Source organism: Yersinia sp. LJYL362 (assembly GCF_048323875.1).
The window spans coordinates 1-22,976 of record NZ_JBLWEX010000306.1 but is presented as its reverse complement, the minus strand read 5'-3'; the positions used below and the strand labels follow the sequence as shown (position 1 = coordinate 22,976).

Genomic DNA, 22,976 nt, shown 5'->3' with positions numbered 1-22,976 from the left:
TTAAGCCAGCCGTCTGGCGATGCTTTTTGTTATGGTGGGTTCAGATTCCTGAATAATGGCTCCCGGCAGTCGCAAGCTGGTTTTATCCTCCGGCTCAGAACGAGCAGGATGCAGAACTTTGTCGGGTTCGGATTCGATCAGCAGTGCGCGGGTATTTAGTTTCAGCCCCATATGAAACAGGCCAGCAAGGGCAGCATAAGCATAAACTCGACAGTCCAGCGCTTCGTTAGCCTTGCCATGAGGCAGATCCCAAACACTGTAACGCTGACCAGCGGCCTCTTTCATGATCAGTCGCTCAGCGGTTAACTGGCTGAAATACCCCATATCCCGATCGGTTGAAAAATGCATATAACCGGGGCCAGGTTTATCAAGATGAAGACGGGCGCGAATAGAATCTTTTGCTGAGTTAACCCCAATAATGACCGGGCGGAACTGCGACCGATTCTTTGAGTTAGGCCGCTTGTTAGGCCAGATAGGGGAGCGTTTACCGCCAGTGGCGGATTCCCCTTTGATGGCCCATATCCGACGCCCCAGACGCTCCTTGGCAAACTCATAGACCTTTTGTGTATGGTTGCCGCCTGAGTCATGACAGGCGGCCATGATGGTAAAACCACGACCATCTGCCCGCCGCCAGATTTGTTTAAGGTAAGCATCAAGCCGAAGCCAAGGCTCTGCTGTTTCGAGGTCACCCTCAATAACGTCAAACGCCACAGACCAGCTCTCCTCATCCATTCCCCAGCCAACCACTTCTATTTCCAATCGGTCGGACTGTGTGTCAATTCCCGCCGTCAGGACAGCAACGCCATCAGGAACTTCAGCATCAAATACTTCTCTTCGCGATAGCAGTTCATCGACAGGTAGGCGCTTACCGTAGTTGGGGCGGTGAGGCAGGCCCATTTGGGTATTCCACCAAGCCAACTCTTTATCTGGATCACCCTTGGCTTTAAGGTATTTAGCAGCGATATCAGACGGTTTATCTTTTTGCCACGGGCTGAATAATTTGGATGCCTGAAATCCCGCGTGGATATTCTCGACCCCCAGCGCCCCACAGTCAGGGCAAATAGCCCGATGCACCGCGTAACGCTCAGATTCAGACCAGCGCCACACAACACCGACGGCGGTCTGATCATCAACGTGCCATGCTTGTTCATAATGATTCAGCGGAACATGGCGCTGGCCACAACATTCAAACGGCTTGGTCTGGTGCCATTGAATGGTGCGTAGCGCTCTTAGCCGGTCACCCTCGGACCAGCCAGAACCACAGCTTTCACAGTGGATCATGGCGAGTTTTGTCTGGTGTTTGTCTCCTTCTGATGGCCAGTGAACATGCTTGAAGAAATCAGGAAATTGACGGTGGCCACAATGGGGACAGGCCATCGATGCCCGGCGCTGATCGGACTCTTCGTAGCTGGCCGCAATGCGGCTCTCATCTTCAACGGTCGGAGAGCAGGCGCGAACAGATAACCAGTTGAGGCCAAAAGTCGCCGTGCGCTCTTCCGCCAGCGTGATCGGGTCACCTTCACGGGTGATGGGGTATTTATCCACCTCATCCGCCAGCAGCACACGGATCGGACGACGAGCAAGGTTGTCTGGACTACCGGCCCCCGCCAGTGCCAAAAATCCCCCCGTAAAGGATTTGTACAGTAATGTCTCTTTCGAATTTTTCTGCTTGTTGCCCCCCACCAACTGGCGAAGAGCGGGTGTGACCCTGATCAAGGGGGTAATGCGTTCTTTGGAAAACTGTTCCGCCGCATCCTCTTTAGGTTGCAATAACAGCATCGGGCAAGGATCAAGATGGGCGAAGTAACCAAACAGGTTTTCAAGTAATGCCGTTTTCATCAACTGGGTACAGCACATCACGGTGATGATATGCACCCCGGATTCCGTCGCCGCCAACATCGGGCCACGGGCAATCTCTACAGTTGAGGTGTCCCAGTCACCTGATGTGCTGCCAGCCTCTTTTGCTAGCTTTCTGAATTTGTCAGCCCAATCGGGCACGCTAATACGGGGTGGCGGTGTCCAGCCCTTACGAACGCTGCGGAGGAGTCGGTCATGTTTGCTCTGCGTTAAACTCAGGTTCGCCGAGGCCAGAGATGTGTTTATGGACATATTCTAATAACACCTCGGTCATTCTGTCGGCGGGAACATCCAAGTCAGCCGCCATCAAAGGAGCCACCCTTGACGGCCAGTTCATCCAAGCATCTCGCTGAGCACGAAAAGCATCAAACAAAATACCCTCTGCGACCGTTAGCTCCACCAGCTGCCCGTCTTCTTTCTCAAACTCCAACTTGGTCAGTAACGCCAGGTAATTCTCTTTTACTCTACTGGCTTCTTCGCGCGACCATTCAACCCCATTAGCGAGCATGATCTCTTTGATGGTTTCGTCGGTACTGTCATCAAGGTCAGCGGCGGTGACTTTGACGGGCCGCTTTTTGCTGGCGTTTTTAGTGCGGGGATCTTTGCTGTCGCGCAAAGTGGCCACTGCCTTATCACTTTCCTCAACGTTGACCAGATCACCATCAAGAACAATATATTTTCCGGCCTTAATCCAGCGGCTCACCGTCTTCCGATCAACGCCAGCATGTTTGGCGTAATCAATCTGCGTCATTGTGCTCATGGTGAAAATTGCCTCTGTGGGGCATGGGACATTGCCGTGGGACATTTTTTTGTGTCCCATCCTGAATGTCCCACGCAGAAAAATAGCTAACGCCGCACAGCGCAAGGGCTGGCGGTTACAGTTGCATAACTATGCGCATGGGACATGGGACACAAAATGAAAAATTTATAGCTGGTAAAACTGCACGGCGCGCAATGACCCGTGTAATAAATATCGCTGGGAAGGACCCATTTTTTATTGAGACTGATTATCAACTGAACGTGCCGAACCATGGTGATAAAAATCCCCATAAGACTGCTGGCAGAACGAGTCGTATGCCTTGGCTGCATCATCAACGCACATAAAGCTACCTAATCGGTATTTCTTCCCATCCATCTGCGCCAGAGCAATCCAGCGATTACCTTGTTTATAGACACCCTTTGCGCCTGATTTATTAGCTTTAGTGATGCCAACATTCCTTTTGTTTTCAGCTCGAGTAGCAACACGAAGATTACCAATACGGTTGTCTACCTTGACCTCATTCACATGATCAATATGACCGCTGGCTTGCTCACCTGTCATGTAGAGCCATGCAAGGCGATGTCCCTTGTAGCGACGACCAGCAATCTGTATTTCTATGTAGCCCGTTGTCATATTGGTGCGCCCAGCCACTGAGCCAGCTACAGCCCTAAAGCTACGATAAACCAGCCACGTAAATACACCGGTATCAGGTTCGTAGTTAAGTAGCTCTTTCAGCCTTTCCTGAGTTAACTCTTTCATGTATCACCTGTAATTTAGGCAATAAAAAGCCCCGCATAGGCGAGGCGCGTTAGCTATACAATGGTTGAGTGGTTTGTTATTTAGCAGTCTTCAGTGCCTGCTCTATCGCCTGACTTAATGCACCTGGCATCAAAGCCTGTGCCATTGCATTCGCCCGGTCGAAGTATCCCAGCGTCGGTTTAACCGCCAAAGCATCACCAAACTGAATCAGTAGCTTAGGTGCCCTCTGCTTCTGCCTGGCACGATGCACACCATTAGGAGAGCGTTTTTGGCGCTTCTTAACCTTTTTGCTCTTTTTGCCTTTCTTACGCTGAAAGAAACCACTAACGCCATTCACCTCCCCTACAAAGACATTTTCTTTAGCCTTGAGCTGCTGCGTTTTATTACGGGCTAAGTTGCCAAACTTATTCAGCTTTATGTTTTTGGGATTGAGCAATGCTTGACCATTGAGCTTGTGCTGACCGCCGAACTCGAACGGTTCGAGATAACTGGCAGCAATATCACGCACAAACACTTTGGCCTGCAATCGGTCTTTGCGGGCACCAAACGAGCCAACAGAATTAACAGTGAAAGGGGTCGGATTATCCAGATTGCGCTGCATACCCACTTTTTGAGCGGAGGCAATCTGGCGTGCAACACTTGTTAGAGCCTGAGCAGCAGCAAAGGGAATCTGCTTTTTTATCGACTGCAACTGATTGGATAAATCTTTAAGAGTTGCCATGATCTATCCCAAAATAGAAAAGCCATCGGCTTATAAGGCTAGTGGCTTAGATATAAAGAACCGCCCGGAGGCGGCTTGTGATGGTTACCTGACGCAGTATCTAATGCTGTACAACACACTTGGTCCGAAGCTCACTATCAGTGATGCGAGAATCCCGCAGATACTGGAAATGCGAACACCGGGAGCCGTTAAATAGTCAAACAAAGGAGTCCCGAAAATAACGGCGTACTGTAGAGCGGTGAAAGCAAGAATAAGTACCAAAAAAAGCAGCGCACTTTTCAGCGTGAAGAATATCCATTCTCTTATCCCGAGTCCGATATACCCATTGCGCCTAAACGCCCCTTTGTAGTCCCTTATGAACTTTGCCATGCCTTGCAACCTTGAGCTTAAATCGTTCCTTATCATTGCATAGATTGTCTGTTATTGGGTATCTACTGAGAGCCGTTGTGAAAGTGGTTCTCAATCTGCAATTACGCTTTCCCTTCCATGATTGCCACCATGTCAGGATCAATGCTTTCTACGAGGCGTTCTATTGCGGTAAGCAATAACCGCTTACGTCCACCTACCCCCCATCCATTCATTTTTCTGGCACAGGAACTAATCTCTTCAACTTCAGAGTTGATGATCAGATCAAGGCGATTAAGTCGGTTCATCGCACCAAGGCCATTAATCACTGCGTCGCGGAAGGTGTTATAGACGCGAATTTCAAACTCAGGTTTTAGCCAGGCAGCATATCGAATCACTACTAACTCAAGTGCCCATGTACCCTGTTTCAGCCCGCCCTTTATAACTTTGACCGATGCACTTTTTGTTGCATCGCTTAATGTGTGAACAAATCGCTTCACCTGTTTGCTCTTGAGAAATACCCCTGGACGCTGTGAATCCGTTGCATCTCCATTTGCTACAGCGGCAGCATGTAGATCATTTAAGTTATATCGGCCGTATTCATCAACGCGGACGGATACCCCATTTACTACGACGGTTGGATAAGTCATATCGGTAGTTACCTTATAGAAACGAGCCTCGTTGCCCAGAAACGCCAGCGCACAGAAACGGCTACCGGCCTAAACCAGCATTTCTCCGAGGCTTGTTTCTGTAAGACTCTATGCTTTGAAATGTGCCGGGCATGGCACGAGATATTGCAGGTATAAAAAAGGCCCAGTCGTTAAACTGAGCCTTCATGTTCTTTGTTCGCGGCTTCGCCACTAATAAAAACGCCACCGGCTTATAGGCCAGTGGCGCAGGAATCTATATATCTTAAGGTGTTAAATACTGTTCACAGGGCTAAAATCGCCTCAATTTCTACATTTAGATCGGTTGAAAATAGTTGTGTAACCTGAACTAAAGAGCTTGCCGGAAGATGCTCCCCAAAATTACGAAATAACACTATGCGCAACTGTTCTAAATCTTCCAGTGAAGTCACAAAAACTGTCACTTTAATTAATGAACTAAGCGAAGTTTTCTCTGCCAAGGCTATACGATGAAGCTGAGTAAAGATTTCCTCCGCTTGATCTGCAATACACTTCCCTTGAGATACGGTTCCAAAAGCAGTCAGACCAGAAATATAAAGAGTTTCGTTATGTTTTACTGCATGAACGTATGGCCCTTTCACTTGACCAAGTTCTGAATAATTCTTCCTGATTAGCCCATTCATTCTCATATCCTTTTTTTGCTTATTGGGCATTAATCAGACCACACATTTCAACTTAGACCAATAATCATTAATTTTTCCTCCCCGCGTTCTGCCGCCAACCAATAACCTCATCCAACCGCCCCTTGCAGATCCGCAGCTCACGTTTCAAAGCCAGTGCATACAGCCCACTATCGCCCCACGTAGTACCGACGAACTCCGGCACTTCGCACTCAGTTAATGCTGATTCTGGCGGTAGCAATACGGGGCAACTAGCTGGTGGACGTGAAGCCGCTTTATTCGCGCATGATGTTAATGCTAGCGTCAGGCATGCGCTGAATAGCACACTTATCATCTGACGACGCCGCCAGAAACCGCTTAAGCCGATCTTCACTTTCATTGCGTAGTTTCCTTTCTTTCTCTAGCTGGCGGGCCGTGGCTGTACGGTTGGCTGCGTCATTCACCTGGTATGCATCGATGATGTTGCCGAGGGCGGTGTTTGTGGATTGCTCTTCTCTCAGTGCTTCTTCCGCTTTTTCGACTTCATTTAAGAGGCTATTTCTATTGAGAAGCAGCAACAGAAAAAGAACCACCAGCAAAGTAATAATCCCACCGGTTATTTTGTTAGGCATAGCGCTCGTTCCTTATCCCGGCGAACCACCAGCCCCGCTAATTTCTTACCACCGCCGTATACCCAGCGGGTGAATTGCTCGCAGGCTGCTGTCACGTTACCAGCACGGAAATACTGGAACATGGTGGATTTCTGCATTGACGGGCAACCGGCGTTAAAGGTAATCGATGTAGCAGCATCAAAAGCACCTCGCGGTAATTTATTGCCGTTTGCATAACGAATGACACAGCGCTCAGCTTCAAGAATGTTCTTTTCCCAATCAGCGGCAATTTGTGCATCAGTCTTTCGGGTTCCAGGTATGACGCTGTGAGTATTCCCAACACCATCTGTGATAATGCCCGCGGGACAAACATACGGATCACGGCGGCATGATTCAGCATTACCTATCAGTTCTAATCCCTGTTCACTGGTTCGGACGTTACCATTAGAGACAACGAGAGCAATAATTGCTGCCACAGAACATAAGCCACCGGCCTTACTTAGCTTGTTCATATAGTTCCTCGTTACGCTTTATCGCTTCTGCAACAATCTCCACGGCTGCTGAGCGATCCGCTATCGGTCGGGTAGTCGCATTGTTGAGGAACTCCCGCAGTATTTCTGTACGCTTCTGCTCTTCAATTAACCGCGCTTTCTCTTCACGCCGTTTGGCGTAATACGTTTTGATTGTGAAGAATGCCGAAACCACCGCACCCAGAATGAAGATGTAATCCTGCAGGGATAGTAATGAGAAAACGCCAAGCGCTAATGACCACCAATAAGGCAGGTTTTGAGAGGTAACTGGTTCCATTCGCATAGTCTCCCCCTCCCGACCTGCGGGTTGGGCGTGTGGTTAAGGAATTTAGCCCACCAGTGCAGCCACTCATCTGTTAATAGTGTGTGTGGAGTTGATTGGGTGACTGATGGGCTAAAACAGAAAGGTGCAAAATCCTAATGCAGTTTTATTTACTGTTGAGTATTGCAAGACTTTAGGCGATTATTTTGCTCAATAATTTTACCAATCAACGCAATAACAAATGAATTCCTACCCTCAGTGGTGAGTTCAGAATAGCGTTGGTATAGGTTTTTTTCTGGTCTTTCCGCACCCTGTAAAATGTTATCGAGTTCGGAAATAAGCGGAGTTATATTCATCATGAGTAATGTCACCTTAAAATCTTCATGTCCCCACTGCTTGCGAGATAACGCATTGCTTCTGGGGATCACTGAATACAAACAGACACAGTACCAGCATAGATATGCGGTGGTTTTTGCTTGCGGAAGTTGTGAACGGCTTACAATTTCAGAGTTTTTTGATGTTTCAGGCAGAGGCTATGGGCCACTTTATAAAGCAAAATCGTCGGGTACAGTGTCTAATATTCCAAATGATGAATACCTATTAAAGGCCTCATATCCCAAACCAGTTACTCATTCAGCCCCAGAGCATACACCTAGTAAATGTGCCTCATTTTTTTTTGAAGCTCAGGATAATCTTTCCCGTCAAAGGTATGAAACTTCTATCATGTTATGCCGAAAGGTTTTGGATATCGCAACCAAGCTACTCGGCGTTGCTGAAAATATAAGTACTGATAATTTATCAAAGCGAGTATTTCTCTTAAAAGAACAAGGGAAAATCACACAAGAAATGGCTGAATGGGCGAAAATCATTCGTCTTGATGGAAATATGTCTGCTCATACAGATGAGGAATTCACAGAACAAGAGGCTAAAGAGGTTGCTCATTTTACTGAAACCTTCCTGCTTTATTCCTTCACCTTGCCAGGCATGGTGGAACACTGGAAAGTTAATATAGAAGGATAGCAAGTGATAATAAATCGTAGCTGCCACATTACTGAAGCCGGTTACGGTTCCGGCGTCAACACCTACCAATGTGCTGACCGCATACCTTTCAGTGTACTTCTGTGGTGGTGGGGAATTCGCCGACGTCGTTTCACTGGTGTTCCACTTGTATCCCCACACATCGGTGCCTGCATTCACCACATTCGGCTGAGCACCAACCATTGCAGCAACAATGTCTGGAATAGATTGGGATATGAATCCGTTATTCAGTGTTGCTCAAGCGAACGTGGAAACAAAAAAGCCCCAGCAATTAACTGAGGCTTTGAATTATTTTCAGGGGTAATTACTCTGTGGATAAATCAGGTTCAACTATCGCACCTGCTAATCGATTATCATCTTCGAGGTAAAAGGTTACTCTACCAGGCATTACTTCTTGAGTAATCACATCGCCACGATGAACAAAGCGACAAACCCTGCCTCTCAGTTCATCAATAGTTGGTGAAACAAATTTTTCTTCAAAAGGCCAAGGGACTGGACGGCTATCACTCATAACACCTCCAATACTAATTGCTGTGAGCAGCAAATTGCTGCCTGGATAATTATAATAATGGAGAGCATTATTTCCTTCCCGAACAACAAATAAAAACCACACTTGAAGCGAGGTTTCTTTGACTGGATAAGCGCTACTGCACAACCAACTCTTATCACAATAGTGAGTAAAATTCGTAACGAATAGCTTTTTATATGTTTTTTTATTCGCTCATACTGAAGTCATAAAAAGCTTGTTGAATGTCTCAGGGCGTGAAGCGGACGTTTTAAACATTTGCATTCACTAATTCGCGTAGAAAAGATCTCACCGCATAATCATGCAAACATGCCGGGATCACCTGGGGAGTTTTTCGAGATATGGACAGGGAAAGGTGCTTTAAACAGGCAGGAGGCCGCAGACGCGCGTTGAGGGCCTCTCAGGGATGCGGGCGATGTTATGGTAAATATTGCAGACATAGAGCATTTGAAGTGATATTTAGCATGCTTATGAGCTTATTGCAGATTGGCTTTTACCAAATAAGCTTCTTACTAAAATGTATGAACATAAGCCGATTGAACTTTTTAGGCTGTAGTCGCTTGCTCACTTCTGCTATCACCAAACATAGTCTGTGCTGCCATGTCAACATCCCCAGATACTGAATTTTCGTATCTTCTAATAGCTTCATCGGGTGTTTCGGTAAAGGTTTTTTCAGCAAAAATAATATCTTGCAGTTCGCATATCTTTATTTTCAACTTTTTTAGGGTGTCACCATCATTTTTTCCTGTGATCCTCACACATGCATTAATACGATTGATTATTATCTCTTGGAATATATTTTTCTTTTCCTCAATTATTCTTCGGAAAAGAGCTATTGTTTTTTCTTTTCCTATAACATCCTCTTCAAGAGGCGCTTTTGCTTTCTCTATATCTTTCTTTGACGCGAATTCATTAAAAGCAAAAGTGGTTATATAACCTATTATTATGGGAAAGGATGAATAGGAAGTTGGTACTTTTGTTGTTAGGTAAGTTGATATAGCTCCTATGAGTATTAATACTGTTCTTTTATACCAAGGTACAGAGATTATGAATTCGAAAAAACGTGTAATCGCCACATGCATCTTTTGCAAAAGGCAAAGGATTAAAACCACTATAACAACGATAATAAGTATCGCGACCATACTTGAAACGACCTCAGGTGCTGATAAATTACTATTTTTTTCAGCAATATAGCTACTTGTAATAGGTGGCTTATTAGTTTCTAATTGTTTGTTTTCGATCTCGGCGCCCACATTAATCCCTTAATCCTTGACTATTCCTAATTTTTCAAATAACGTCGGCGCTCCGGCTAAAATTGCGGCTAGCATTCTTAACGAATCACCAGATAAGTTGAGCATCTTTTCATCGACAGCAATCTCTTCTATTGTGAAAACTATCAATGGTTTTTTTTCTTCTTCAATTATTGTCGATTTTATTCCTATTGACTTCCTATTAAACTCATTAGCAATGGACAGTAGCGACTGTTTATCTTTGTCTATTTTCAGTGCGTTAGTGTTAAAAGAGTTTATCAGTCTTATTACTATTATTCTAGACGCTACTCTCTTCTCAAGTATTAGATTAATTTCATTAAATTTAAAAGCAACCAATTCAAATTTTTCTTCCCTCTCTAATTCCTCTACATTATTAAACTCACTTATGCTAGAGATAATATCTTTAAGGCTTTGATTATTTCTCTTTAGTGTTTCGGTTTTTTTTCTTCTTCCAGAAGACATCTTTTTTCCTTGATGAATTTATGGGTGATGATCGTATCCGGTTCTAAATAAGGAAAAAACACCGCTACCAATGGTGGTTTTTCAATGTTCTTAGAGCTACCAACTTTTTGAACCGTGTTAACTGGCTTTAACGGAGCACAGTAACCAATACTGTCTTTTCAGTGTAACTGTAGTTAAGCTGACATTTCAAGAACTCTGTGTACTCTCGTGTGTTTACTCGCTCCATAAAACCAGTTACCAATGGCTACGACCATTGGTGATTTATCGTGCCTGTCAAGATTGGGATCAAGAGAGCAGTTACCTAGACTGGTGTGGTACTCGGGCGGAACGGGGAGTACGTATATAAAGCCCAGCTTGGAGCGAACCACCTTTAAGGAAACCAGTTGTACGGGAAGGAATAAGAAAACGCCACCTTACGGCGGTCTGCAACGGGTAAACCTCATGGTGGGAACAGGGCACCGCATTGCTGAGATGCAAGATAGGGCACACCCCGCAAAACATCGTCATTTGCGGTGCCTGCCCCGAAAACAGAATGTTTTTTCCTGAGCCTGCTGCTGGCTCTAAAAACCGCTATCGCCTCACGGTCACCCACTAAACAGCGCACCCGTTCACCCGCATACATAGCCATACAGACGCGCAGAAATCAGCAAGGGCGTTTTTTCACAATACGGATGGGTAATGGCGCCGGAAACGGGCCTGATGCGCTAAGATCGCGCTGAGGGGTGCGGCCAAGTCTTGTTGAGTTTAATGTAATAGTAAATCCAGTCGTTATGAGTGAAACGTCCGCTTTTCGCTCATAACCGACGCCCATATTTAGCCACCCCTTGCTACTGAACATTGTCAGCACAGATCCGATACAGTTTTTGTACTATCAGCCTTATGTGTCCACTCATCCATTTCTAATGTGGCACCCGCCATAATCAGGCAAGCATCAACAAAGGTTTCGGCCATCATGAGTTTGAGTCTGATTTTTCCCTCAGAGCACTTCTGTTTCCGAGCTATTGCTGATTTTGATATCCCTTTTTTATAGTGCTGCTCTATCAGGTTATAATCTTCATCTCGCCCCGCTTTCTTCAGTCGGCCTACTGCCGCATCTACCAGCAGACCATCATTATCACAGCACGATAACCGCGACTTTATAGTGCTAGGTAACAGACCTTTAAATCCTGCTGCAATGGGGGAGTAACCTACGCCACTATCTTCATTAGCAGCCCAGCCGCCCCAGCGTTCTAATACCAATTGAATATCACGCATATTATGGATACCCCTCTGAATCTCTGAACGTTACCCAATAAAAAAGCGAGCCGTATTTAATATACGACTCACTATTTATATTGATTAGCTATGTAGATATATTACCATAAATCGTAACGATAAATGAGTAAATAACGGTAATATCTTCCACAATGGCAGCACGTTAGGCGACGTTAATTAATTTATTTAACAAAGTCGTTTATTACAGGTGCATTCATCACCAGATCCCCGTCTATTCCAATGCTTCAGCTTTTGCATCCCCTATATGCACGCCTATCAAATTCAGATATACCGCATCATTATCTGAGCCTGAAAAACTCTGATGTCGCTCACTCTGCAAATACCATTTCAATATATCCAGTGCCTCTCGTTGATGGCGAGGACGGATGATTTCAAGCTTCTTATCAAGATAGGTTTCACGGTCTGATATAGGACCGTCACAATCATAACCATATCCACCAGGGTCAATTTCTTTGCAAGCAGCATTACGCAACGTATATAACCATTGCCAATACTGAAATTCTCTTACAACATCAGACAGTGTATGAGGTTCTGGTAAAACTCCGGCGAAACCCTTTGACGCTTGCGCTCGCAGGTCCCATACATCAGTAACTCGCTTGCCCTCAACGCATCCTTTCTTTTTTTCCTCGGCTGTCCAGCCAAAATCATCATCATAGATATCGCCGTAGGCCATCTCCATGAGTTGTTCAGCTCTGGTGAGTTCCAGTGCCGCCTCATAGCTGCCGAATGTTCCCCTGACCTCTGCTGCGCGGGAATATTGTGTTCTGGCTCGGTCGATATAATGCTGTGGGTCGCCCATCATTATTGTCGAAAAACTGGCAGTCCATCCCGCACCATTCGCTTCCAGATAGCGAGTGTAATTATCGCGAGCATCTTTGGGGGATACAGTCAGTTTGTGCAAGGCTTCCTCAGCCGCCGCAATATGTCCCGGTTCGCCGGTATTGATAACCTCCAACACCCACAAATAGGCATCGGTCTGCCTGTCTCCCGTAATACGCCGCTGCACGGGTAACGGCTTTGGCACTATAAGTGCAGTGCTGTATTGCTTCTCTGGTATCTCAAACATCGCGACATGCTCGGGATTATCAGCAAATAACCCAGACCGCTTACAGGCACTTTTGACCGTGCTCAAATTCAAATTAGTCATATCGGCTATCCGTTTATAACCGATGCCTGATTGTTTAAGCCGAAATACCTCAGCACGTAATTCTTTTGTCATTCTCATGATATGCATACCCTGTATTCTTTTACTCTCTGTCAGGGCATTGGTGTAATACCCCGCCAGAGAGAATGATTTATCCGATTCAGGTCAGTTCAAATGGAGGCGATCCGCTTATTCCTCCAAATCATCTGGCATCATGAGCACCACAAAACGGGGTTGCTTACCGTCAATTCTGAGCGTTTTCTTGGTGATCCCTTTGCTCGGTTTATCCAACATACCGGCATCTGCCAGAACCTGAGCAAAAGCCACTGCATTAGCACCTACGGCTATCTCGTCGCGAAACACAGACGGGAAGGTATGGAATACCAATGTGTCGAGTCCCTGCTTTTTCTCCCGATATCCCGCCAAATCCTTGATTGGTAAATCTCGAAAGTCTGTTTCAGGATGGGGTAAATAACGGCTGTAACCGAAACGCTGTAAGAAAGATTCAGCCTGTTCCGCCCATGCTTTTGATTCACGGTTACCCATGCCAAAATCATTAACCCATGCATTAAAGCCATGTTGTAAAGCGTCACGGCACTCTTGCTCACTCCAGTTGGTAAGGTGTTTGGAAAGTAGCAAAGCGGCTTCCAATATGGCGAAACGCGATGCCACACGGCGCACCTGCTCACTGGCTTCATCGGGTAATAATGCTGTCCACCGACGTTCCGCATCCCTGACAGCTTGCGCTGCCGCCTCTTTCTGACTGGCTAGACACTTTATCCATGCCCGCCCTACCGCACCGTAGTGGTCTTTACAGGCATCCCGCATAGCATCTGCATGGGCTTTACCATCCTTGAAACCATGGTATTCAGTTGCTTTGGTTATAGGCACATTTAAGAGCCTAACCAGTTGGCCAGCGTTTACTTTGCCTCCATCCGCTCGGATATAACTCTCAAGGTCGATTTCACCGGTACTGAATGCCATTGCGCGCCAGCGTTTCACATCCCGATTACCGCCCTCCTTGGCCCCCTGAATTTTGCCGACGCCGTTAAACAAAGCATAAGCGGCATCAGCAACAGCCTTCTTATTGCTGCCTTGCCCTATTTCATCCAGTGGCATAAATCCATCGTTGTGCGCCGCAGCTTCATTTACCAGCCCTAATGCTGTTGAGTACCACGTAAGCTTCAGTGCTTCGGGTTCGCCATAAACAGTGGTAGCCGCATTACCCGTCGTAGTTTTACCTGCGGAGGAACCACCGAATAAATGAACACCAAAACCATCCGCACCAGCCAGACCAATCAGCGGAGCAGCAAAGGCACAGGCTATACCCAACATCATGGAGGGATTACCCTGAGCAAGTTTGGCTACGTTACTGCGCCAACTATCTGGCGTACCTTTAGTGGTGTAGCCTTTTGCCGCCGATGAACGGCCATTAAAGAGTACAGGGGTTGCAGGCGACCCAATCACCGAACCATCGGGCATAATGTATGCCCCACACTGCCAGCCAGTAGCATTGGCAACTGTCCAAAGCTGCCGCTCTCCACTACGTTGCAGATAATCAGCCAGTATTGCCCGTAACCCACTTTTAGCTGTGATAGACAAACCACCAGCCCGCAGCCGCGACCAACCTTCCCGTTCGCCAATCTCACGCATGGGTAAAGCTTCTGAACGTTCGGTATCGTTACCCTCAGGCGTCCAACAGAGGATCAAATACCGCTCGTTATCGTCTTCACCTATCCCCACAACGGATATCGGGTCACTCAGCCAGCTTTCTCTTTCCGTAATATTGCCGTTACTTTTATCCAGTTTGGGTTCAACCCAATACATGCCACCTTTACGCTCATCGACATATGGACGTCTGACATCCTGATGCTCTGCAACCGGAGGCTCCTCTTCTGCCAAAATATGTGGTTGATATAGAGAATCAGCAAACGCGGTAATACTCGCATCCAGTCCATACTGCTGACGATAATCATCCCAGTCGGCTTTATGGTCTGTCGGTGGTAAGGCAACCCAGCCATTCACCGCAATAGCCGCTTTCTCAGCAGATTCTTTCCCGACATTCTTTTCACCGGGTTTAAGGTCGTTATCAGCAGCAATGATAATTTTCGCATCAGGCCAACGTTCCCGACATGCTTTCGCTATATGGATCAGGTTCCCTTCATCAATGGCCGCCAATACAACCCCACCACTCAATAACGAGACTGTAACGCCGGTTGCGTTACCCTCTGCAATTAACACCGTTACAATCGGATCATCATCCAGTGCAGTTGGAAGTCTCACTGGAATGAACGAACCTTTTTTGATGGTGCCGGATATCAGTCGTTTGGTGCCATCAGGCTTAATCACCTGCGCACCCGTTACTACGCCCTCCATTGTTTGCAGTACCAGCAGCAAAGAACCGTCACTCAATAGGGCTTGAGAGGGGCTTGGAAGCCCCTTATTAAGTAGGTACTGAGATTCGCCAGGTACCGTTTTCGACACCAACTCCGCAACCTTATTCGCTATTGGTATGCCTGACCGTGCGGGTTGTTTTACAGGCTTAGTGGATACCGGCATGGGTGAATTCAGAGCCATCCCCAGCGCATCAGCGACCATAATCGCCGCCTCAGTGGAGGTACATTGCTTAACTTTTTGTACCAGCTCGAGCCCATCACCGGCACCACACTGATTACAGAAATGGGTCCCACGCCCATCCTGATCATCAAATCGGAATCTGTCTTTGCCACCACATGCCGGACAAGCAGAATGGTCGCGAGGTCGTTCCGGCACATCAATACCGAGATAACCAAGAATATCGCGCCAGCGGTTGGTAGCCTGAGCCGTAACTTCACGGATCATGTCGATGGATGGTTTCATGCTGCACCGTCCTGACTGAATACCAGCCCATGCCGGTTATCATGAGGATTAGCCAAAGTCTCTACGACCGTAGCCTTCATGACTTCCGTCATTGTCTCGACGCCGTGCGGTGTCAATTTACTGTTATCTTTGCTCAGCATCTGAGTGTAAGTTTCCACAAGGATCCGAGAGCCGTCATCACGCCCGAATTCCTGAAAACAAAGCACTTCCAGAGAATGAATAAGGCAATTACAAATTGCTGCCTCAGTTAAATTTTCCAGAACAACAACCTTTCTAGAATTAATAATGACATTAGCAATGGATTCGCCTTTATTTCGTTTCTGACAATAAGCGATAAATGCCACTGCAATATGTTTACGATTTAATTCGATTGAATGATTCAGGTTCGTCATAAATATATCCTTTCCTTTCATCAGGCCGAGCGAGTCCCCAGCCTGATGGCTGTTATTTTTTAGATGTTGGAATGCTAACTAATTAAATACAGGGCATTTAGCTACTGACTTTATCAAGGCGTCCCATTTTGTACGGCCTCCCGCTCAAGCAAATGAACCGCTACTGGCCCTGCGAGATCAAGTGCGAGACCTAGTAATTCTTTTTCGTCAGTAGTATCTAATTCAATATTGGATTCAAACATCAACAGCAAGAGAGCATTTAATTGACCAGCCTTATGCGTGGCAATATCCAGAGGTACTGATTCATTGGCTTTCATGGTTATGCTCTCCCGATAAAGGTAAATTCAGCGACGAACCGTGCCAGTGGCATAATGCAGGGCGATGAATATCCGTCACGGCTAAAAGTAACGCGATTAAAGGCAACGATATCGATAGTGACCAATGAACCATGACTGTCTTTGTAACGATCATTTGGCAGCGGTTCGCGCATAATTCACTCCCTCAATATTTTTCGCCGCTTTTTCAGCGCGTTCCTGAGCGATCCAAAGAAGTTCGTAACCCGTGTCGTTACCGTCCTCACTACCAATCATCATTGAACTGACTTTTAAAATCGAAGCGATTTCATTAAGAAAGTCAGATACTTCACAGGGAGCTAATTTAGCCATGAGTCACCCCCATAACATCGGACAGATTGATGCTATGTACTGCCAGCCATGCTTCGCGAGGCCATGATTTTACAGAGCCATACTGTGGATCCGGCACAATCTCCGGTTTAAAGCCATTCTCAAGACACCATTTGCGCAGCGGATGCCACGCAAACTTCTGATGAGTCACATTTTCTACAGCTTTCACCGTGGCATGCTTTGTACTTTCCCCCAGCCGTTCTTCCAGTACACGACATTTGCGAGTCGCGGCACTTAGTTTGCCGAGAGCGCTGGCTTCACGTTTACGGCTAATCTGACCTTTGGTACGAACAGCTTTATCAGCGCGTTGCTTTTCAGCTAAGCGACCTTGCTCGGAGTCGATAGCCAGTTGAAGAATCTCCAAACGACTGAGGTCGGGAGTAGTTGCAGGTGCTGGCAATGCATCACGTCGAGAAAAATAAAACTCGGTGAGGTCATTGAAGTAGTCCCACGCCTGATCCGTTTCTAACATCTTCGCGTGATTGGCCGCACCGCGCTCAGTCCAGAGCATAAGTGAGCGAGTTTTTGGTGAGATTTGCAGTTCGCTTAAAACTAGTCGCAAATTGTTGAGTTCAGTACCAACCACTTTGAAGAAGTGCTTACCCTCAACAAAACGGGATTTATTTTCATGGTGGTTTTGCTGAATACGGATCACCGTTGTGCCATACCCAGCCGCAAGCTGCTCGGTGGTTGCCACACGCTGACCGCGATACTCAATAACCTGCAAATCTTTGGCCGCTAGCGGAGCCAGTTCAGTTTTTTTAGACATTGCACACCCCCTGCTCATTTTTCGCGTCATGCTCTTCAAACCGTACGATGTTATGTACCGCCTCAGCCCACCAATACACCTGCAATCGTTGCTGCTCGTTCTCAATCAGAGGAATAACAACCGTCAACAAATGAAGCAGACCTTCTTTAACGCGAAGTAACCGAGTGCGAGATATATTCTCGCTGGCATCAGGGATTGGCTTACCACGGCTGCCCATCAGTTCAGCAATCAGGGCTTGAGTTTCTTTGTATGAAGGTGGGTAGATATCATCCTCATCAAGGAGCTGCATGATGCTGGTGATCTGAACGTTGCTTAACCGGCGCTCTGTAGCCCCCAAGAGAACAGTCGCAGATGCTTTATCAAGGTTTTCAGCTTCACCACACCATGACAGCTTGAGAGCACCACCAGCAGCGTCTAATGCGCTAAATTCAACACGGTATTTTTTAAGCATTGCATACCCCCTGTGCAGGAATACGGCCGGCAAAGGAAAGTACGAACTGACCAGCCAGAGTGCGGCGGGCATCTTGTTCAGAATGGGCAGTGACTGATTCACGGTGCGGCGTTGCGTTCAGGTCAGAACGGCACACAGCGAGAAAGAGATACTGAAATTTAGGGCGAGTTTGGGTATGATTTAACATAGCTACCTCGATACTCAATCTATCGTTGGTGGTAAGAGGCCCGGTTAGTGTTAGCGCACTGCTGGGCTTCGTTATTTTGTGTACTGCCTGTGCCTTATCTGTGGATAAGGTGTGATTTAAATTACAATCAAATGAATCACACATCAAGTGTTTTGTGTGATTTGATTTCATGTATACTGAATCACACGTTTTATTCAAGGTGCTGAACATGGCAACAAATACGGTTAACGACAAATCAAAACAAATATCCATTCGCATTCCACACGATGTAATGGACGGAATGGAAGCGGTAAAAATGGATGGTGAAAGTAATGCCGGTTTTATCGTTTCCGCTATGCAGGGTGAGATAGCCCGCCGCCAACTCAAAGAGAGCGACGAAAATAAGTTGCTGTCCAACCTCAATGGCGCACTAGAAGCACTAGCTCGTATCGAAGAGATCGGTACGAAGGCAGGGGAAAATATCAAGGCCATCGTTGACGTAGCGCAGAGTGAGATCAAACGCCGCCAGCGCAAAAAGGCCAAGGCCGAACCATCTGAGTAACCCAGAAGGGTAGCATTCACAGTGCTACCCTTTTCTTTGCCTGAACCCGAATACTGTTCGTGTTTGGTTAAACTCGGTGAGTTGCCGTTTTTGAGCAGTGTTTGCTGACCCAAATATTTGGCTGAGTAGCGATCTCCATTAAATTCTGGAGATTGATGCAAGTTGCTTTTACTGGTACCTACGAAAGTTTCGTAGTTTAAATTTTGAGCGTTACTATTGCCGCCCTTAAACAGGACCGAAATTGCTGGGACTGTTTGTAAGTAACCAAAAGTCACCTGCAAAATTTTTTGCAACTGACCCGAAATTACCGGGTTAGTATCCGACTCGCTCAAAGATAGTCGGTTCAGGGTGGCTGCTTGAGTTGTTAGCATCATCCCACCACCTCCACACGCAGACCTTTAGCCGTGTAGCCCTGAACCTGCTTACCATTCACACGAACCCGCTTTTTAGTCAGTAAGCGGATGTGGTCACCGTATACATGAAGTAATTTCCCATCTAAAGCGACCTCGTTATAACCATATCGAGGCTTGTGTGACACCTGCACAAATGGGCTGCAAGCCTTGCTATTAGCGGGAACTGGTGCGACAACCCCCTTATCTTTGCCGGTTACTCGATACAACCAGAAACGCCCGTCTTTCCCTGTCAGCTTTCGAGTACGAACTGGCACATAGCCAGCTTTGCGCATGGCTACACTGAACGCTGAATCATCGGGGTAATACTGACGACGAATATTGGCAGGGACAGAAATAGCAAAACTTTGTTTAGCCCAATACTCTGTCCACTGATCAACAAACTCGATAGGCAAACCATTAACGTTAATACCGCTGAGTACGATTTTAGGCTGAGTTTGGGTACTGCCAATTAAGGCATTTAATTTTTTCATGTTTAATTACTCTTCGTTAAATCGCTTGATAGTTGTAGCGATGGAAATCAAATGCTGGATTAAGTCGAACGCAAACACACGCAACAAATGAACACCCTATATGCATAATCAGGCGACTTCCTTGCGGGATTCAGCAATGCGCTGATTGATCCATTCGTCAATTTCGCTTTCAATGAAGGCAATAGAACGGGTACCGATTTTAATCGATTGGGGAAAACGATTCTGGCTGATGAGACGGTAAAGCCAAGCCTTACTGTAACCAGTGCGGCGTTGGACTTCTGATAGGCGGATAAGTGATTGTGCTGCTTGTGGCATGTTGTCCCCTGTTTCTATTTAACGTTGTCATTGGACGTTGGTAGATTACAGGTTTTATTAAATCATCAAAAAAAATCTACTGTGGAAATTGCCGTAAAATTGATAGAACTTCAATTTGAAATGGGCTTTGGAAGCCCATTTGGAAATGACTTAGTAAATATGCTAACTCTAAATTTTTGGTGCATAATCAGTCAGTGCTTTATTCATAAGATTTGTGAGTTGGCGTTCAGTTATATCGAATTCAATTCCTTGCTCTGTTATTCTTAATATTGCTTCTTTCGCAATTGAAGTTCGATTTATTTTAGTTCCATTTCTAAATTTTGGGGATGACTTGTGTAAAGCAAGAACCATTCCAGCAATAAATTTCAAAGAAGTTTCTTTACTTGAAAACTCAGTCCACTCCAATATTTCACTTTGAATTTCCTCAGTACTAATATCAGCAACAGTTAATAAATCTGAATTTAATTCATTGCTTTTTTCAGGGGAATACTCAACACCACACATAAGATGATTGATTATATCCAAGTCTGTTTTATACAAAACTAAATCACCAATAGTGAATTCTGGATAAAAATAAAAAACTGGTGATTCTGGGTCTGAGGTTTGTGTTCCTTCCTGCACCTCTATCATGATACGGAAATCACCTTCAAAATCATAAGGAGATGCGGAAAAGCTATCCATGATTCTTCCACCACGGCGAAGCGATTGAATAAACGCATCGCAAGGCCGCCAGAAATCATGAGCATAACCATTTACCCTATAAACCTGACATAAATGATCATATGAAAGCCGATTGCCCACAAAAGCACTTATATTGTCAATATATGAAAACTCATTATTTGCAGAGGCCATTACATCATATTCAATATGATCATCTCCCCAATATTCAGTTTTATATTCTATAGTTTTGTTGTCGATCGATAAAACTGTGGCTCGATGCTCCAAAAGCTTCAAGGAAAGGGAAATTTTTTTCGTTTCATACCAGTGAAAAAAATCTTCCATTTCACATCCAAAAAACTTTGCAGCCCTTTCTAAAGAGCAATATTCAAATGGTATAATTTTGAGTTCCATACGCCACCTCGCATCCTCTAAATATTGGGGACTATGCCAGCCAGTAGAGGTGTACTGGTTTTCGGGGATCAGCCTAGGCATAGCCTTATTTTCTTGAGGTCTACTATAAATCACCACTGTATACTCGTCCAGCACTCCCCCTTGCCAATTCACGACATTACTTCACATTTTCACATCAAACTGTGGTGAGCAATTTCAGCTTATCGATTACTAATTTAGGCTTATTTAGCTGAGAAAAAGCCAGGTTTTCGGGAGATAACGTGATTGGGGTAGGTTCAAACGACCTAAAGTCGGTTCAGGGTCGGTTCAAAAAATGAATTAATTAACATATAAATCAATAAACTAAAATATTGAACCGACTGAACCTACTGAACCGACCCTTTTTTATTCCTCACGGAAGAATTTTATCCAAAACTAATCTTTTGACTGACGTTCCAGGCTATCCATATAGTCGGCATACCACTGAAGCATTTCTCGACGACCATCCAGATACTGTGCGTGATTATAGGTGCCGCGAATGCTGTTCTTATCGACGTGGGCCAACTGTGTTTCTATCCACGCAGTATTAAACCCCTGCTCATGCAAAATGGTACTCATAGTGTGTCGGAAACCGTGACCAGTGGCTTTGCCATGATAACCAATACGCTTTATAACCTGATTAATACTGGCTTCACTCATTGGCTTTAAGCTGTCATTACGACCAGGGAATACCAGTTTAAATCGCCCAGTAATCTCATGTAATTGACGCAGTAATGCCAAAACTTGCTCTGACAAGGGAACCAAGTGAGGACGACGCATTTTCATTCTGGCGGTGGGAACTTCCCAGACGGCTTTGTCCAAGTCAAATTCTAGCCACTCAGCAGCCCGTAGTTCAGTTGTACGAACACCGGTAAGCATAAGGAGCCGTGTTGCTATTCGAGTGACTATACTGCCGCTATAGGCGTTGAGAGCATTAAGGTATGCGGGAAGTTCGTTCGCTAAGAGGTGGGGGTAATGCGTGTGCTTCTGAACCGCCAGAGCGCCAGCTAGTTCACTTGCTGGATTGTTCTCTGCCCTGCCGGTTACGATTGCATAACGGAAGGTTTGGCTGCATGCCTGACGGATTTTACGCATCTTATCGAGGACTCCACGCTTTTCTAATTTGCGTAGGGTTTCGAGAATTTCTAGAGGTTTGATTTCGGCAACTGGACGTTTGCCAACGTAAGGGAAGATGTCTTTTTCGAATGACTCCATTAAATCTTCAGCATAACCTTTGGACCAATTGGCCCTTTTGTAGGCATGCCATTCTCTGGCTAGAGCTTCGAACGTGTTATCAATGCTGACTTTTCTGGTTTGTTTTTCTACTTTCTTTTCTTCACCAGGGTCGCCGCCCACTGCAAGTATACGCTTTGCCTCATCTCTTTTTGCTCTGGCTTCAGCAAGAGTGATATCAGGATAGACCCCAAATGCTAGCAATTTTTCTTTACCGGCGATCCGATACTTCAGCCGCCAGCAACGTGAACCAGTAGTTTTTACTAACAAAAATAATCCACCTCCATCAGATAGCTTATAGGGCTTCTCTTTTGGCTTTGCAGTATCGACCTGTCGGGCGTTCAGTTTCATGTGGGGGTATCTCACTTCATTGAACCTAGACATACCCCCAATAGTACCCCCACTTTGTTGTTGATTGCAGTGGATGTAGGTAGACGTTGGGATGCTAGGAATTGTCAGAGAGGCTGATTATATAAGGGATTAGTAGACTTAGATAGACGGCAGAAGAAGTATAGATGGTACGCCCTACAGGGCTCGAACCTGTGACCTACGGCTTAGAAGGCCGTTGCTCTATCCAACTGAGCTAAGGGCGCATTTGATATTTACCGCAGCATAGAACGCTGCCGGTAGTCAGTTGCGGGTTGGATTATACGGGCAGTCGCTTTTGAGTCAATGGGTTTTCGCCTTATGGTTTATCAACTGGCTATTTAATCGTTAATTAATCGTTA

Annotated in this window: 31 protein-coding genes and 1 tRNA gene; 3 read left to right on the top strand and 29 right to left on the bottom strand. The window is 45.8% G+C overall.

The window, feature by feature from the left end; all coding sequences use genetic code 11:
- The 11 genes from ACNSO8_RS23580 to ACNSO8_RS23530 form a co-directional block, all read right to left on the bottom strand.
- Window positions 1–2,109, bottom strand: coding sequence for a phage terminase large subunit family protein (locus tag ACNSO8_RS23580; protein WP_076706951.1), 2,109 nt, complete (start codon window positions 2,107–2,109; stop codon window positions 1–3).
- Complete coding sequence (locus tag ACNSO8_RS23575; protein WP_418396091.1) at window positions 2,051–2,617, bottom strand: hypothetical protein; 567 nt, start codon at window positions 2,615–2,617, stop codon at window positions 2,051–2,053. The genes ACNSO8_RS23580 and ACNSO8_RS23575 overlap by 59 nt, the downstream gene beginning before the upstream one ends.
- 234 nt (window positions 2,618–2,851) lie before the next feature.
- A complete protein-coding gene (locus ACNSO8_RS23570; RefSeq protein WP_418396090.1) occupies window positions 2,852–3,376 on the bottom strand; it encodes an HNH endonuclease signature motif containing protein in 525 nt (174 codons plus the stop codon).
- A gap of 76 nt (window positions 3,377–3,452) precedes the next feature.
- The gene (locus ACNSO8_RS23565; protein ID WP_418396089.1) at window positions 3,453–4,097 is read right to left on the bottom strand and encodes a hypothetical protein; all 645 of its coding nucleotides are present in this window, start codon (window positions 4,095–4,097) and stop codon (window positions 3,453–3,455) included.
- Between the two features lie 470 nt (window positions 4,098–4,567).
- Window positions 4,568–5,092: a KilA-N domain-containing protein gene (locus tag ACNSO8_RS23560; RefSeq protein ID WP_418396088.1), complete on the bottom strand. Its 525-nt coding sequence runs from the start codon at window positions 5,090–5,092 to the stop codon at window positions 4,568–4,570.
- A gap of 281 nt (window positions 5,093–5,373) precedes the next feature.
- Window positions 5,374–5,751: a RidA family protein gene (locus ACNSO8_RS23555; RefSeq protein ID WP_050335655.1), complete on the bottom strand. Its 378-nt coding sequence runs from the start codon at window positions 5,749–5,751 to the stop codon at window positions 5,374–5,376.
- A gap of 67 nt (window positions 5,752–5,818) precedes the next feature.
- A complete protein-coding gene (locus ACNSO8_RS23550) occupies window positions 5,819–6,082 on the bottom strand; it encodes a hypothetical protein (protein ID WP_418396087.1) in 264 nt (87 codons plus the stop codon).
- Window positions 6,024–6,359 carry a DUF2570 domain-containing protein gene (locus tag ACNSO8_RS23545; protein WP_418396086.1) on the bottom strand — a complete coding sequence of 112 codons (336 nt, stop codon included), beginning with the start codon at window positions 6,357–6,359 and terminating at the stop codon, window positions 6,024–6,026. Before ACNSO8_RS23545 ends, ACNSO8_RS23550 begins: the two co-directional genes overlap by 59 nt.
- Window positions 6,344–6,850 (bottom strand): lysozyme, encoded by a 507-nt coding sequence (locus ACNSO8_RS23540; RefSeq protein WP_418396085.1) that lies wholly within the window; start codon window positions 6,848–6,850, stop codon window positions 6,344–6,346. The genes ACNSO8_RS23545 and ACNSO8_RS23540 overlap by 16 nt, the downstream gene beginning before the upstream one ends.
- Window positions 6,834–7,151 (bottom strand): hypothetical protein, encoded by a 318-nt coding sequence (locus ACNSO8_RS23535; RefSeq protein ID WP_019081903.1) that lies wholly within the window; start codon window positions 7,149–7,151, stop codon window positions 6,834–6,836. Before ACNSO8_RS23535 ends, ACNSO8_RS23540 begins: the two co-directional genes overlap by 17 nt.
- A 149-nt stretch (window positions 7,152–7,300) precedes the next feature.
- On the bottom strand, window positions 7,301–7,489 hold the full coding sequence (locus tag ACNSO8_RS23530; protein WP_418396084.1) for a hypothetical protein: 189 nt from the start codon (window positions 7,487–7,489) through the stop codon (window positions 7,301–7,303).
- Here ACNSO8_RS23530 and ACNSO8_RS23525 point away from each other — a divergent pair.
- The gene (locus ACNSO8_RS23525) at window positions 7,488–8,150 is read left to right on the top strand and encodes a DUF4145 domain-containing protein (protein WP_418396083.1); all 663 of its coding nucleotides are present in this window, start codon (window positions 7,488–7,490) and stop codon (window positions 8,148–8,150) included. The two genes, ACNSO8_RS23530 and ACNSO8_RS23525, sit on opposite strands and share 2 nt — an antisense overlap.
- A 3-nt stretch (window positions 8,151–8,153) precedes the next feature.
- Window positions 8,154–8,447, top strand: a complete 294-nt coding sequence (locus ACNSO8_RS23520; protein WP_418396082.1) for a hypothetical protein — start codon at window positions 8,154–8,156, stop codon at window positions 8,445–8,447.
- A 25-nt stretch (window positions 8,448–8,472) separates the two neighbouring features.
- Here the strand turns inward: ACNSO8_RS23520 and ACNSO8_RS23515 are convergent, their stop codons facing one another.
- From ACNSO8_RS23515 to ACNSO8_RS23455, 13 genes are all read right to left on the bottom strand, one after another.
- Window positions 8,473–8,679: a hypothetical protein gene (locus tag ACNSO8_RS23515; protein ID WP_418396081.1), complete on the bottom strand. Its 207-nt coding sequence runs from the start codon at window positions 8,677–8,679 to the stop codon at window positions 8,473–8,475.
- 560 nt (window positions 8,680–9,239) lie between these two features.
- Window positions 9,240–9,947: a hypothetical protein gene (locus ACNSO8_RS23510; protein ID WP_418396080.1), complete on the bottom strand. Its 708-nt coding sequence runs from the start codon at window positions 9,945–9,947 to the stop codon at window positions 9,240–9,242.
- A 9-nt stretch (window positions 9,948–9,956) separates the two neighbouring features.
- Window positions 9,957–10,427 (bottom strand): hypothetical protein, encoded by a 471-nt coding sequence (locus ACNSO8_RS23505; RefSeq protein ID WP_418396079.1) that lies wholly within the window; start codon window positions 10,425–10,427, stop codon window positions 9,957–9,959.
- Between the two features lie 840 nt (window positions 10,428–11,267).
- A complete protein-coding gene (locus tag ACNSO8_RS23500) occupies window positions 11,268–11,681 on the bottom strand; it encodes an antiterminator Q family protein (protein WP_418396078.1) in 414 nt (137 codons plus the stop codon).
- 232 nt (window positions 11,682–11,913) lie between these two features.
- A complete protein-coding gene (locus tag ACNSO8_RS23495) occupies window positions 11,914–12,936 on the bottom strand; it encodes a hypothetical protein (protein WP_418396077.1) in 1,023 nt (340 codons plus the stop codon).
- Between the two features lie 99 nt (window positions 12,937–13,035).
- A complete protein-coding gene (locus tag ACNSO8_RS23490; protein ID WP_418396076.1) occupies window positions 13,036–15,705 on the bottom strand; it encodes a DUF927 domain-containing protein in 2,670 nt (889 codons plus the stop codon).
- A complete protein-coding gene (locus ACNSO8_RS23485) occupies window positions 15,702–16,097 on the bottom strand; it encodes a hypothetical protein (RefSeq protein ID WP_418396075.1) in 396 nt (131 codons plus the stop codon). Before ACNSO8_RS23485 ends, ACNSO8_RS23490 begins: the two co-directional genes overlap by 4 nt.
- A 113-nt stretch (window positions 16,098–16,210) precedes the next feature.
- Window positions 16,211–16,414: a hypothetical protein gene (locus tag ACNSO8_RS23480; RefSeq protein ID WP_418396074.1), complete on the bottom strand. Its 204-nt coding sequence runs from the start codon at window positions 16,412–16,414 to the stop codon at window positions 16,211–16,213.
- Window positions 16,415–16,416: 2 nt separating this feature from the next.
- On the bottom strand, window positions 16,417–16,587 hold the full coding sequence (locus tag ACNSO8_RS23475) for a DUF4222 domain-containing protein (protein WP_138775430.1): 171 nt from the start codon (window positions 16,585–16,587) through the stop codon (window positions 16,417–16,419).
- Window positions 16,565–16,762, bottom strand: coding sequence for a hypothetical protein (locus ACNSO8_RS23470; protein ID WP_418396073.1), 198 nt, complete (start codon window positions 16,760–16,762; stop codon window positions 16,565–16,567). The genes ACNSO8_RS23475 and ACNSO8_RS23470 overlap by 23 nt, the downstream gene beginning before the upstream one ends.
- A complete protein-coding gene (locus tag ACNSO8_RS23465) occupies window positions 16,755–17,549 on the bottom strand; it encodes an ORF6N domain-containing protein (RefSeq protein ID WP_418396072.1) in 795 nt (264 codons plus the stop codon). Before ACNSO8_RS23465 ends, ACNSO8_RS23470 begins: the two co-directional genes overlap by 8 nt.
- On the bottom strand, window positions 17,542–18,000 hold the full coding sequence (locus ACNSO8_RS23460; protein ID WP_418396071.1) for a hypothetical protein: 459 nt from the start codon (window positions 17,998–18,000) through the stop codon (window positions 17,542–17,544). The genes ACNSO8_RS23465 and ACNSO8_RS23460 overlap by 8 nt, the downstream gene beginning before the upstream one ends.
- On the bottom strand, window positions 17,993–18,187 hold the full coding sequence (locus ACNSO8_RS23455; protein ID WP_418396070.1) for a host cell division inhibitor Icd-like protein: 195 nt from the start codon (window positions 18,185–18,187) through the stop codon (window positions 17,993–17,995). Before ACNSO8_RS23455 ends, ACNSO8_RS23460 begins: the two co-directional genes overlap by 8 nt.
- A 208-nt stretch (window positions 18,188–18,395) precedes the next feature.
- Between ACNSO8_RS23455 and ACNSO8_RS23450 the strand changes: the two genes are divergently transcribed.
- Window positions 18,396–18,728, top strand: a complete 333-nt coding sequence (locus tag ACNSO8_RS23450; RefSeq protein ID WP_192945341.1) for a YlcI/YnfO family protein — start codon at window positions 18,396–18,398, stop codon at window positions 18,726–18,728.
- Window positions 18,729–19,098: 370 nt separating this feature from the next.
- Here ACNSO8_RS23450 and ACNSO8_RS23445 read toward each other — a convergent pair whose 3' ends face one another.
- The 5 genes from ACNSO8_RS23445 to ACNSO8_RS23425 all read right to left on the bottom strand — a co-directional run bounded on the left by ACNSO8_RS23445 (window position 19,099) and on the right by ACNSO8_RS23425 (window position 22,841).
- Complete coding sequence (locus tag ACNSO8_RS23445; protein ID WP_418396069.1) at window positions 19,099–19,611, bottom strand: hypothetical protein; 513 nt, start codon at window positions 19,609–19,611, stop codon at window positions 19,099–19,101.
- A 108-nt stretch (window positions 19,612–19,719) separates the two neighbouring features.
- On the bottom strand, window positions 19,720–19,926 hold the full coding sequence (locus ACNSO8_RS23440; RefSeq protein ID WP_005277026.1) for a helix-turn-helix transcriptional regulator: 207 nt from the start codon (window positions 19,924–19,926) through the stop codon (window positions 19,720–19,722).
- Window positions 19,927–20,094: 168 nt separating this feature from the next.
- Window positions 20,095–20,997, bottom strand: a complete 903-nt coding sequence (locus ACNSO8_RS23435) for a hypothetical protein (protein WP_143715353.1) — start codon at window positions 20,995–20,997, stop codon at window positions 20,095–20,097.
- A 414-nt stretch (window positions 20,998–21,411) separates the two neighbouring features.
- Window positions 21,412–22,599 carry a tyrosine-type recombinase/integrase gene (locus ACNSO8_RS23430; protein ID WP_418396068.1) on the bottom strand — a complete coding sequence of 396 codons (1,188 nt, stop codon included), beginning with the start codon at window positions 22,597–22,599 and terminating at the stop codon, window positions 21,412–21,414.
- A 165-nt stretch (window positions 22,600–22,764) separates the two neighbouring features.
- A tRNA-Arg gene (locus tag ACNSO8_RS23425) sits at window positions 22,765–22,841 on the bottom strand.
- Window positions 22,842–22,976 lie beyond the last annotated feature (135 nt).

What these genes read in the sequence shown, in the direction of transcription:
- ACNSO8_RS23455 (WP_418396070.1), bottom strand. Translation starts at nt 18,187, where the DNA reads ATGTTAAATCATACCCAAACTCGCCCTAAATTTCAGTATCTCTTTCTC.
- ACNSO8_RS23580 (WP_076706951.1), bottom strand. Translation starts at nt 2,109, where the DNA reads ATGTCCATAAACACATCTCTGGCCTCGGCGAACCTGAGTTTAACGCAG.
- ACNSO8_RS23545 (WP_418396086.1), bottom strand. Translation starts at nt 6,359, where the DNA reads ATGCCTAACAAAATAACCGGTGGGATTATTACTTTGCTGGTGGTTCTT.
- ACNSO8_RS23475 (WP_138775430.1), bottom strand. Translation starts at nt 16,587, where the DNA reads ATGCGCGAACCGCTGCCAAATGATCGTTACAAAGACAGTCATGGTTCA.
- ACNSO8_RS23525 (WP_418396083.1), top strand. Translation starts at nt 7,488, where the DNA reads ATGAGTAATGTCACCTTAAAATCTTCATGTCCCCACTGCTTGCGAGAT.
- ACNSO8_RS23500 (WP_418396078.1), bottom strand. Translation starts at nt 11,681, where the DNA reads ATGCGTGATATTCAATTGGTATTAGAACGCTGGGGCGGCTGGGCTGCT.
- ACNSO8_RS23505 (WP_418396079.1), bottom strand. Translation starts at nt 10,427, where the DNA reads ATGTCTTCTGGAAGAAGAAAAAAAACCGAAACACTAAAGAGAAATAAT.
- ACNSO8_RS23565 (WP_418396089.1), bottom strand. Translation starts at nt 4,097, where the DNA reads ATGGCAACTCTTAAAGATTTATCCAATCAGTTGCAGTCGATAAAAAAG.
- ACNSO8_RS23575 (WP_418396091.1), bottom strand. Translation starts at nt 2,617, where the DNA reads ATGAGCACAATGACGCAGATTGATTACGCCAAACATGCTGGCGTTGAT.
- ACNSO8_RS23480 (WP_418396074.1), bottom strand. Translation starts at nt 16,414, where the DNA reads ATGAAAGCCAATGAATCAGTACCTCTGGATATTGCCACGCATAAGGCT.
- ACNSO8_RS23570 (WP_418396090.1), bottom strand. Translation starts at nt 3,376, where the DNA reads ATGAAAGAGTTAACTCAGGAAAGGCTGAAAGAGCTACTTAACTACGAA.
- ACNSO8_RS23430 (WP_418396068.1), bottom strand. Translation starts at nt 22,599, where the DNA reads ATGAAACTGAACGCCCGACAGGTCGATACTGCAAAGCCAAAAGAGAAG.
- ACNSO8_RS23465 (WP_418396072.1), bottom strand. Translation starts at nt 17,549, where the DNA reads ATGTCTAAAAAAACTGAACTGGCTCCGCTAGCGGCCAAAGATTTGCAG.
- ACNSO8_RS23440 (WP_005277026.1), bottom strand. Translation starts at nt 19,926, where the DNA reads ATGCCACAAGCAGCACAATCACTTATCCGCCTATCAGAAGTCCAACGC.
- ACNSO8_RS23540 (WP_418396085.1), bottom strand. Translation starts at nt 6,850, where the DNA reads ATGAACAAGCTAAGTAAGGCCGGTGGCTTATGTTCTGTGGCAGCAATT.
- ACNSO8_RS23535 (WP_019081903.1), bottom strand. Translation starts at nt 7,151, where the DNA reads ATGCGAATGGAACCAGTTACCTCTCAAAACCTGCCTTATTGGTGGTCA.
- ACNSO8_RS23490 (WP_418396076.1), bottom strand. Translation starts at nt 15,705, where the DNA reads ATGAAACCATCCATCGACATGATCCGTGAAGTTACGGCTCAGGCTACC.
- ACNSO8_RS23515 (WP_418396081.1), bottom strand. Translation starts at nt 8,679, where the DNA reads ATGAGTGATAGCCGTCCAGTCCCTTGGCCTTTTGAAGAAAAATTTGTT.
- ACNSO8_RS23450 (WP_192945341.1), top strand. Translation starts at nt 18,396, where the DNA reads ATGGCAACAAATACGGTTAACGACAAATCAAAACAAATATCCATTCGC.
- ACNSO8_RS23470 (WP_418396073.1), bottom strand. Translation starts at nt 16,762, where the DNA reads ATGGCTAAATTAGCTCCCTGTGAAGTATCTGACTTTCTTAATGAAATC.
- ACNSO8_RS23460 (WP_418396071.1), bottom strand. Translation starts at nt 18,000, where the DNA reads ATGCTTAAAAAATACCGTGTTGAATTTAGCGCATTAGACGCTGCTGGT.
- ACNSO8_RS23555 (WP_050335655.1), bottom strand. Translation starts at nt 5,751, where the DNA reads ATGAATGGGCTAATCAGGAAGAATTATTCAGAACTTGGTCAAGTGAAA.
- ACNSO8_RS23560 (WP_418396088.1), bottom strand. Translation starts at nt 5,092, where the DNA reads ATGACTTATCCAACCGTCGTAGTAAATGGGGTATCCGTCCGCGTTGAT.
- ACNSO8_RS23495 (WP_418396077.1), bottom strand. Translation starts at nt 12,936, where the DNA reads ATGCATATCATGAGAATGACAAAAGAATTACGTGCTGAGGTATTTCGG.
- ACNSO8_RS23550 (WP_418396087.1), bottom strand. Translation starts at nt 6,082, where the DNA reads ATGATAAGTGTGCTATTCAGCGCATGCCTGACGCTAGCATTAACATCA.
- ACNSO8_RS23445 (WP_418396069.1), bottom strand. Translation starts at nt 19,611, where the DNA reads ATGAAAAAATTAAATGCCTTAATTGGCAGTACCCAAACTCAGCCTAAA.
- ACNSO8_RS23485 (WP_418396075.1), bottom strand. Translation starts at nt 16,097, where the DNA reads ATGACGAACCTGAATCATTCAATCGAATTAAATCGTAAACATATTGCA.
- ACNSO8_RS23530 (WP_418396084.1), bottom strand. Translation starts at nt 7,489, where the DNA reads ATGATGAATATAACTCCGCTTATTTCCGAACTCGATAACATTTTACAG.
- ACNSO8_RS23435 (WP_143715353.1), bottom strand. Translation starts at nt 20,997, where the DNA reads ATGGAACTCAAAATTATACCATTTGAATATTGCTCTTTAGAAAGGGCT.